Genomic DNA, 3898 nt, shown 5'->3' with positions numbered 1-3898 from the left:
TGCATGGCCGATGGCGAACAGTGGGGATGCCGCTATTGTCTCAGGTCCGACTGCCGCGCGGAGCAGCGCCTGATGAATTAATCAGTGCTTCCCTAAGACAAGAACTGGACTCAATGGTTCGCGTGATATACCTTCTGCGACAGTCCGTCGAGGCACGCCCTGCACTGATCGAGGCATGCGTAGGAGGCGAAAGATGGCGCCAGTCGGGGAAAGTTATCACTGACAAAGCAATGGTAGATCTCGCCCAAGAATTGCAAGGTTGGACCGCATCGGTTTATAAATTTGGCTGCGCATTTATACATTTATCGGGAATGCACGACTACAACAGCCGAGATCCACTTTCACTGATATCGAACGACGAACGTGAGGATATTCTGCGGCATTGCCGCTACTATCATTCCGGCCCTGCTAACGACGATGCGAGCTTTGCTGATCTTGTCCCATTCCTTCCGAAAGTGCTGGAGAAGATCGCGGGTAACTTAGAGTGTTACCTTAATGACCTTGAGAATGACCGAACATTGAATATTGACGCCTTTTAACAAGGAAAATTGCGCACAGTACGACCGATGCCAGCCACGAGCTGGCTTTTGGAGTTGAAAGGGGCAGCACGGTGCGGGCTCATCAAAACCGGACGAATATATGACGCATAGCGAATTCAGGCAAATCAGCATCCCACTGGGTGCGACGATCTCACTCACGCGGGAGGATGGCACGAAGGATATCTATATTCTTCGAGGCGATCAGCAGGGTTCATTTTACGAAGATCAAGGCGGTCAGCGTCATAGCGACATCGGGATCTACCTTGAGCTTGCCATTAAGACTGAGGGCGGCTGGCAGCTAGTGTAATCGGCGAAAGCCACAGCAGCACCCACGGCCCGTATAACGGGCCTGGTGCATTAAGAAGGCCAGCGTGGTGTCGGCCAGCGAGGAAAGCGCCGCATGGACAAGCATTACTACGAGTGGAGGAAGATTGGCGTTGAGCGAGCTGCGCGTGCGCTCGCCAACAGCGGCATGCTGTTCGATCTGCCAACCAGTTTTGGTAACGGCGCGGCGGTCTACCGGACTGGCCTTGAAACGCGGCGCGGCGCTTGCTATTTGACGAGCAATTTTGTGAAATGTGGCCTGGGCGATACGTCGGCCAACTGATACCGGAAACTGCCGTGAAAAATATTGCAGACGAGTTCGCTTTTAAAGATTCAAACGGGCGCTGGGTGCCAGGTTTCGCTTCACGGCAAGCAGCAATCGAGGCAGGCCTTGCTCAAGTAGGTACGCAAATCACCACTTCCAGGGTCGAGTCTGGATGCCCGTCTTACTTCGCTCGATTTGAGGTCAAGAGCGTATTGGCGCGAATGATTAGCGGCCTGGCGCAAGGGGAAGAGATTGGCAAGCTGGTGGGCGGTGGGTCTGCTATAGAGCGCCTTAAGGCCATCGAAAGCGCCGAGTTTGGTTTTGAGGATGAGGCAAAGGTCGAAGTAGATCTGCAGATCGATTTGATGAACCGGCTGCAGGCTGCGGTGCATACTTGGATTGTGGAGAACGGTCTCCAGTTTGAACAACCTAAGTTCATCAGTTATATGTCCGAAGAGCTTCATATTGCTGGCCCGGACCTGAACATTCAACTCCCCTAGGAAACATGAACTCTCTTTTTTTTAGAGATACTCAGCTAGAAGCAATCGCTGGTGCGTTGGGCGACACGTCCAGTGGATTGACAGGCGCTGAAATTGGATTCTTGCTCAAAGCCAGCCAAATTTCCGACGTTGATCCTACTGCGACCAAAAGGGTTCGGCTATACAACGCTTTTGCCGGTGATCAAAATCATCGGAAAAATAGAGTGCACATCTTAGCCTTCATACGCAAATCTATGAAGCCTGAGCGTTATGTGTCAAACCCTGAGCGCTTCGAGCTAATGCGTGGCCGACTAAACCAAGCTTTGCTGTTTGCGGGATTAGCAGTTGATCATAGCGGTATGCTCCAAGAAGTGGCCCATGCGCGAACGATCTCAGAATCCCGGCTTCGAGCAGAAGCGCTACGGGCAGACTTGGTCAAGCGTGGCGTGCATGAAGACGTCTTAAAATTTTGCAAGGAAGAGCTCTTGGTTAGTAATTATTTCCACGCCGTCATGGAAGCTGTGAAGAGTGTGATGGACAAGCTTCGCTACAAAAGCGGTCTCACCGACGACGGGGCGTCCTTGATTGATAAGGCACTGTTGGGAGAGCGTCCGTTGGTCCGTATCAATGCTTTATCTACGGAGAGCGAAAAGAGCGAACAAAAAGGTTTCGCTAATCTCCTGAAGGGAGTGGCTGGGATGTTTAGAAATACGACGGCCCACGAGGCTCGCATACATTGGAATATGTCCAAAGATGACGCAGAAGACTTGCTTTCGATGACGTCTTTAATTCATCGACGTCTCGACAAGGCCCATACCTAGGAAAACGCTGCAATAATACTAGAACGAAAAGACTTTTTGCCTCATTTTCTTACCGTCCTCGACCAGGTATCCACAAGGCCAAGCTGGAGGTAGTTGGCCATAAGAGCCGCGAAGTAGCTTATCAGGGATAAGAAGAAAACATGAGAATAATTTCCATACGGCCCGGTACGACAGAACCTGATGCCGACGAAGCTGAGCATGCGTTTGCAACTGCCGCTGCATTCCGGGTAGCGGCAGCAAGGGCCATTGAAACAAAAGTTGTAAATGATAAGTTTCAGAGTGCGCATGTGCCCGCCGTTGTATGCGCCGCCTTTTCAGTTGAGCTTGGAATGAAGGCCAGGATCATATCTGACGGGAATAGGGCCGAGTATAAGAAGCTGAAAGGAACGGCTAGTCATAGCTTGTTGGCCCTGTTCCACCTCCTGTCGAAAGATGATCAGAACTGGTTCATTGAAGGTTCGGGTCATGAAAAAGCAAAATTCATGGAAGCGCTCGATGCGGTAAGTAGTGCCTTCGTTGATTGGCGCTACGTGTACGAGCAAGCCGAACGAGCGATAAACTTTTCATTTCTCAGTAAGTTGTCCGAGCTGGCAACCACGCTGCCGGCTGCGCCATAGGTCAAGGAAAATCGGCATAAACCGTTTATAGAGAAGTGTATTCACCATGACCTCAGCTAACATTTTGAATTTCGTAGCAGCAGTCTTAGGGTATCAGGCACCATTGTCCTTTTCAAAGGTAGTTACTCCTTGCAGCCATTCGAAGGTGCGGCATGGGGTAGTGATGCTGTGACTGCCAAAAACGAGAAAATCAAGCGAGAGAACGAGAAGCGAGTAGTGCTACAGCGGCGCGGGCTTGGTCTCATCTGCGTTAGCTTTGTGATACAGATGGTCGCGGCATTCTTGTGAGATATGATCCGCCTGGATTTCATGGACACTTCGGTGCCAAGAATCTGGCTGCCGCGATTGGCGGGGCGAAGGCACCGTCTTCAACGATCTCTCAGCGTGCCGAGGGTTTGAGCAGGTTGTCCAGATGCATCGTGGGGCGCACCGTGGCACTGGCCAGACCGGCCTGCCGAACGGCCGCCTCGACACTCGCATTGCCGATGATGCTCGGCTCGGGGCAGGGCGCCGACCGGCTCGCACTGGCGAGTTTGAGCACGATGAAGTGTAAGCCTGCATCGGCCAGGGTAGTGGCCGCGTTGCGCGCGTGGGCGGCCATCGTGTCGGCTGGCCCGGTGGGAACCTGCAGCACGGCGTGGCCCACGCCAGCGCTAGCTGCGTGCAAAGCTTCGGCATCGTCAAGATCGGCTTCGACCCATTCGACGTTCTCCGAAGGGAAGTTAGGCGCGCGAGACAGCTTGCGTATGAGCGCGCGAACCGTAAGCGTAAAGCCAGCGCCGTCTTGAGCCCAGGGCTGAATTGATTGATGATGACATCACACCGCTGGGAAGCGGCGTGTTTTTTAAGCCGA

General features: G+C 52.8%; 7 protein-coding genes. 6 read left to right on the top strand and 1 reads right to left on the bottom strand.

Translation table 11 applies throughout. The annotated features are described in order from the left end of the window. The 6 genes from FHS03_RS27965 to FHS03_RS27760 form a co-directional block, all read left to right on the top strand. Window positions 1-539, top strand: a 539-nt coding sequence (locus tag FHS03_RS27965; RefSeq protein WP_221208285.1) for a hypothetical protein, incomplete at its 5' end; no start/stop codon positions are given. A 100-nt stretch (window positions 540-639) separates the two neighbouring features. Further along, a complete protein-coding gene (locus tag FHS03_RS27780; protein WP_183444153.1) occupies window positions 640-846 on the top strand; it encodes a hypothetical protein in 207 nt (68 codons plus the stop codon). Window positions 847-939: 93 nt separating this feature from the next. Beyond that, the gene (locus FHS03_RS27775; protein ID WP_183444151.1) at window positions 940-1146 is read left to right on the top strand and encodes a hypothetical protein; all 207 of its coding nucleotides are present in this window, start codon (window positions 940-942) and stop codon (window positions 1144-1146) included. Window positions 1147-1160: 14 nt separating this feature from the next. Further along, window positions 1161-1628, top strand: a complete 468-nt coding sequence (locus FHS03_RS27770; protein WP_183444150.1) for a hypothetical protein — start codon at window positions 1161-1163, stop codon at window positions 1626-1628. 5 nt (window positions 1629-1633) lie between these two features. After that, entirely contained in the window at window positions 1634-2428 is a 795-nt protein-coding gene (locus tag FHS03_RS27765; RefSeq protein WP_183444148.1) for a TIGR02391 family protein, read from the top strand. A 140-nt stretch (window positions 2429-2568) separates the two neighbouring features. Continuing rightward, entirely contained in the window at window positions 2569-3045 is a 477-nt protein-coding gene (locus FHS03_RS27760; protein WP_183444147.1) for a hypothetical protein, read from the top strand. Between the two features lie 379 nt (window positions 3046-3424). Here the strand turns inward: FHS03_RS27760 and FHS03_RS27755 are convergent, their stop codons facing one another. Next, on the bottom strand, window positions 3425-3847 hold the full coding sequence (locus FHS03_RS27755; protein WP_183444157.1) for an SDR family oxidoreductase: 423 nt from the start codon (window positions 3845-3847) through the stop codon (window positions 3425-3427). Window positions 3848-3898 lie beyond the last annotated feature (51 nt).

The sequence above is a fragment of the Pseudoduganella violacea genome (genome assembly GCF_014191875.1).
In the GTDB taxonomy this organism is placed as follows: domain Bacteria; phylum Pseudomonadota; class Gammaproteobacteria; order Burkholderiales; family Burkholderiaceae_D; genus Rugamonas; species Rugamonas violacea_A.
The sequence above is the reverse complement of the archived record's forward strand: the minus strand, read 5'-3'. Positions and strand labels throughout refer to the sequence as shown.